This window comes from Weissella sp. DD23, from assembly GCF_001579105.1.
Classification (GTDB): domain Bacteria; phylum Bacillota; class Bacilli; order Lactobacillales; family Lactobacillaceae; genus Weissella; species Weissella cibaria.
This window is the reverse complement of the sequence record NZ_KQ970390.1, coordinates 418,480-423,222: the sequence shown is the minus strand read 5'-3', so window position 1 is coordinate 423,222 and position 4,743 is coordinate 418,480. Positions and strand designations below refer to the sequence as shown.

5 protein-coding genes are annotated in these 4,743 nt (G+C 44.1%); 4 read left to right on the top strand and 1 reads right to left on the bottom strand.

Going from position 1 to position 4,743, the window contains the following annotated elements:
* The first annotated feature begins 201 nt into the window (after positions 1-201).
* From WEIDD23_RS02025 to WEIDD23_RS02010, 4 genes are all read left to right on the top strand, one after another.
* The gene (locus WEIDD23_RS02025) at positions 202-1,143 is read left to right on the top strand and encodes a diacylglycerol/lipid kinase family protein (RefSeq protein ID WP_010373705.1); all 942 of its coding nucleotides are present in this window, start codon (positions 202-204) and stop codon (positions 1,141-1,143) included.
* Between the two features lie 262 nt (positions 1,144-1,405).
* Positions 1,406-2,092 carry a YjjG family noncanonical pyrimidine nucleotidase gene (locus tag WEIDD23_RS02020; RefSeq protein WP_010373704.1) on the top strand — a complete coding sequence of 229 codons (687 nt, stop codon included), beginning with the start codon at positions 1,406-1,408 and terminating at the stop codon, positions 2,090-2,092.
* 119 nt (positions 2,093-2,211) lie between these two features.
* Positions 2,212-2,742: a flavodoxin domain-containing protein gene (locus WEIDD23_RS02015; RefSeq protein ID WP_010373703.1), complete on the top strand. Its 531-nt coding sequence runs from the start codon at positions 2,212-2,214 to the stop codon at positions 2,740-2,742.
* A 24-nt stretch (positions 2,743-2,766) separates the two neighbouring features.
* Entirely contained in the window at positions 2,767-3,246 is a 480-nt protein-coding gene (locus WEIDD23_RS02010) for a VIT1/CCC1 transporter family protein (protein WP_043708374.1), read from the top strand.
* Positions 3,247-3,297: 51 nt separating this feature from the next.
* Here WEIDD23_RS02010 and WEIDD23_RS02005 read toward each other — a convergent pair.
* The coding region (locus tag WEIDD23_RS02005) for a ribonuclease J (RefSeq protein WP_082778296.1) at positions 3,298-4,743 on the bottom strand (1,446 nt) is incomplete at its 5' end.

The following is a 4,743-nucleotide window of genomic DNA, read 5'->3' as shown; positions in this document are numbered from 1 at the left end:
ACGAAGAAAAGCAATCACGTGATGCATACAAAGAGAAGTTCTGGGGTAGCACAACACACTAACCACGTAACAGACCACACAACTCGGCTGGGTTGTGTGGTTTTTTTGAAGGAATTATGATGAGACATGGATGTTGCTGACTAAATCGTATGAATTTTGTATACTATCTAATGGAGTAAATGAAAGAGAGATGACGATAGCATGCATTTTACGTTTTTGGTCAACCCAGCGGCAAGTTCTGGACAAGCCGTTGCAAGTTGGCAAGTGCTTGAATCGTACCTGAAGGAGCAAGCGACGGACTATGAGGTTCGTTTTTCGCAACGCGCAGGTGATATTAAAGAATGGACACGCCTGTTTGCAAAGTATCAACAGGCTTCGGATCAAACACTCGTCATCGTGGGCGGGGATGGTTCGCTCAATGAAGCAATAAATGGTGCTATGGCGTACAGCAATGCAAATCAGTTGCCATTGGCTTATATTCCTGCTGGGTCAGGCAATGACTTTGCACGAGCCCGTCAATTACCAACTGACCCAGTTGCGGGCTTTAAACGGATTCTGACCAACGTGACCGCGGGTACGCCAGAACGAATCGATATTGGTGAATATGTGGATGCGATTAAGCGGGAACACCGCTACTTCGTGAATAATGTTGGCATTGGGTTTGATGCAACAACGGTCAAATTAGCTAACGCATCCACACACAAGAAAATATTGAATAAATTAAAGTTAGGTAAATTAGTCTATTTGTCAGCACTCTTCAAGACATTTAGTCTGCAAGATACTTTTCAAATCGAGTTAGATGTTAATCAGCGCCGGCATTACTTTAATCGGGGCTACTTACTGACATTGTCAAATCATCCATATTTTGGCGGGGGCATTAAAATTATGCCGGATGCCGATGAAAGAGACGGTTTAATTGACTTGATTGTGATTGAGCGTCCCAAAGTGTTTATTAAACTATTCGTCATTCTAGCGCAATTGATGCGCGGTAAACACTATCAGTACAAGGAAGTTCATCGCTTTACGGCTACCCAAATTCGCATTCGAACAGCGCGGTTAGAATTTGGCCATGCCGACGGTGAAGAACTTGGCTCGCGGGCGTTTGATATGGTAGCAACAACGCAGCCTTATCCATTTTGGTAATATTGACCGGAATTTTGGACATTTCATTAAAATGTGAAAAAACAGTGTTACACTGATTAAGTGAGTTTTTGTGCAATTTTTTTAGAAAGAAGGCATTCGTATGGCAACGCTCTTGGAGTTGTTCGCGACGACGCTTGTGCTATATCTCTTGACGTATGCATATGTTAAGTGGGACTGGCATAAGGCCTAACGACTTAAAAAACAGGTAGCTTTTGGCTGCCTGTTTTTGTTACACTGAGAATATGAAAGTGGGGTCGTGATAGTGTATAAACATTTGATTTTTGATTTAGATGATACTTTATTGGATTTCCGTAAAGGCGAAGAGGTTGGTTTGTTGAATGTTTTTCGTGATCACGAAGTGCCAGATGTTCGCCAAGCGTTTGATAAGTATCAACAAATTAATCGGGGATTATGGTCGGCTTATGAACGTGGTGAAATTAGTAAGGACCAAATCCACAATACCCGGTTTGCAACGCTGTTTGATCAATTTGGTCGTGATGTCGATGGTGTTGCACTTGAAAAAGAGTACCGTGGATATTTAAATGAGAATTACTATGTTTTGGATGGCGCGGAGGCGCTATTGCAACAATTGACCAAGCAAGGATATAAATTGATTGCGGGCACAAACGGGGAGCAACACACGCAGGAACAACGTATGGCCCATACCGGCTTTATGAAGTACTTTGATGATATGGTGACATCGGATGAAATTGGCCATGCTAAACCGGCCACGGAGTTTTTCGATGCGATATTTAACAAGCAACCGGCTATGACGCGCAGCAACACAATTATGATTGGTGATGGCCTGGCATCGGACATTCAGGGCGGCAACCGTTATCACCTTGATACGCTTTGGGTCAACTTACACCAAGTGGCAAACAACACGCCATATCAAGCAACATACGAAGTTAATCAATTAGACACAATTCCAGACATTGTGCGACGATAATTCAAAAATATCAAACCATCCCCTTAAATAAAGTGGATGGTTTTCTTTTTGGCAGCATACAGCGGTCAAACACCTGGCATATAATGAATGATAAAGAAACATGCTAGGAGGGGATTCCGATGGAACAAACAAATGGGGTTGTTATTTATGCATCAAAATATGGCACAACTGAGAGGTATGCGCAGGCTTTCGCAACGCTGATGGGGTTACCTTTGTGTGACTTGAAGCAATGTCAAGCCTTAGCGAGTGAGCCAGGTATTGAGAAAGTCTATGTCTTTGCGCCAATTTACCGACGGGTTATTATGGGACTACCAGAGATTTCGCATGTGTTCGATCCGGCTAAGGTTGTCAAAGTGTTTGTCGTTGGGATGACATCACCAGAAGACCACGCCACGATTCATTTCTTACAGGAACAAATGCTGGATTATATGCCAAATGCCACCATGCAACTTTTGGGTGGCAAAATTGTCTTTGACGACATTAGTATGTCAGATAAGATGTTGCTGCGGGTGATGTACGGTTTTGAAAAGCGTAAGGCGCTAGCAGATCGCACACCAACTGAACAGCGACTTGTTGAAATGTTTGAAGAGGGTAAGGCTGATATGACCGATATGACTAAAATTCATGATGCGGTATCGTTGCTTGAATAGGGAGTCAGTTAGGGTGGTGTTTTCATGAAACGTTTTGCGTCACCAATTGTATATGGCGGGTTAGATGGCATTATTACCACTTTTGCGGTCGTTGCCGGCTCAGTTGGTGGAGATATTTCCAATGTGGTCATTATCATCTTGGGTTTTTCTAACTTATTGGCCGATGGATTTTCAATGGCTGCAGGTGCCTACTTATCTGCAACGGCCGGTAAGACAAAACGGGCGGCGTTTGAGGATGGCGTGGCAACATTTTTGTCCTTTAATGTTTTTGGGTTAATTCCGTTGAGTGCTTACTTAATTGTAAATGCTGTGATTCATAGTCCAACTGTGGCTTTTCCAATCTCGTTCCTGATTGTAGGGGTAGCTTTGGCGCTGCTGGGGATGGTCAAAGCTGAATTGACCAATAAATCAAAACGGGCTGAAATTGGGTTAACATTACTCGTTGGTTATGTGGCAGCCAGCGTTGCTTATGGGATTGGCGCATTATTAAATTATTTGCTATAGAAAAAGCGAGTTTACCGGTAATGGGTAAACTCGCTTTTTGTTATTAACGGCCTAGATCAAAATAAACATAGGCAAGATTAATGGGCGACGCTTAGTCTTCTCGTACAAGAAGCGTTGTAGTTGTGACACAACCGCATTGCGAATACTGTGCTCGCTAGCGTTTGGTTCACGCATCGCTGTTAGAATCGCGTGGAAAATTTCCTTGCGACCTTCATTGATCAAGTCTTCTGACTCACGCATGTAGATAAAGCCACGTGACAAAATATCAGGACCGGCTGTGATTTCTTGGTTCTTCAAGTCAATTGTTGCGACCACAACAACCAAACCGTCTTGTGACAACATTTGGCGATCACGCAACACGGCAGAACCAACATCACCAATACCGTTTCCATCGACATACGTGTCTTCGGCAGGAATGTGGTCTGCAACGCGAGCTGAATCAGCGGTCAAAGCAAGGACATCCCCGTTATCAAGGACAAACGTGTTTTCCTTTGGCACACCAACTTCATGACTCATGCCTTCGTGAACCTTCAACATCCGGTACTCACCGTGAACAGGCATAAAGTACTTTGGCTTAATCAAAGATAACATTAACTTTTGCTCTTCTTGGCCACCGTGACCAGAAGCGTGAATGTTGTTGATTTTACCGTGGATAACAGTGGCACCAGCTTCCTCAAGTTCGTTAATGACGCGGTTAACAGATTGTGTGTTACCAGGAATTGGTGAACTTGAGAAGATAACGGTGTCATCCGGTTGGATTGAAATCTGCTTGTGTGTACCGTTAGCAATGCGGGCCAAGGCAGCCATTGGCTCTCCCTGTGATCCCGTTGACAAAATCAAGACCTCGTTAGCAGGAAGGTGATTGATTTCGTGCGCATCAACCAACATTTCTTTTGGAATATCCAAGTAGCCAAGGGCCAAACCATTCGTTACGGCGCTTTCCATTGAACGGCCGAAGACGGCAATCTTGCGTCCGTGGGCGAGGGCAGCTTCAGTCGCCATTTGCACACGTGACATGTTTGATGCGAACGTGGCAAAAATAATGCGGCCATCGATTTCATCAAACAACTTGTCAATTGTCTTACCCACCCAACGTTCTGACTTTGAAAACTCAGCTCGTTCGGCGTTCGTTGAGTCAGACATTAATAGTAGGACACCTTCAGAACCGATGCGGGCCATCTTTTGTACGTTAGGTGGCTGCTTAGTTGTTGGGGTGAAGTCGAACTTGAAATCACCAGTCTCAACGATTGTTCCTGATGGCGTATGCACTGCAATTCCGAATGTATCTGGAATCGAGTGCGTCGTACGGAAGAATTCAACACTCATGTTGTCAAACTTAAGAACAGTATCTTCATCAATTTCGTGAAGTTCGGTACTGTTTAACAATCCGTGCTCATCCAACTTGTTCTTAATTAATGCCAAGGCGAGAGGGCCAGCATATACAGGGACGTTAACTGCGTTCAAGAAAAAGTGAATGGCCCCGAATGTGGTCTTCGT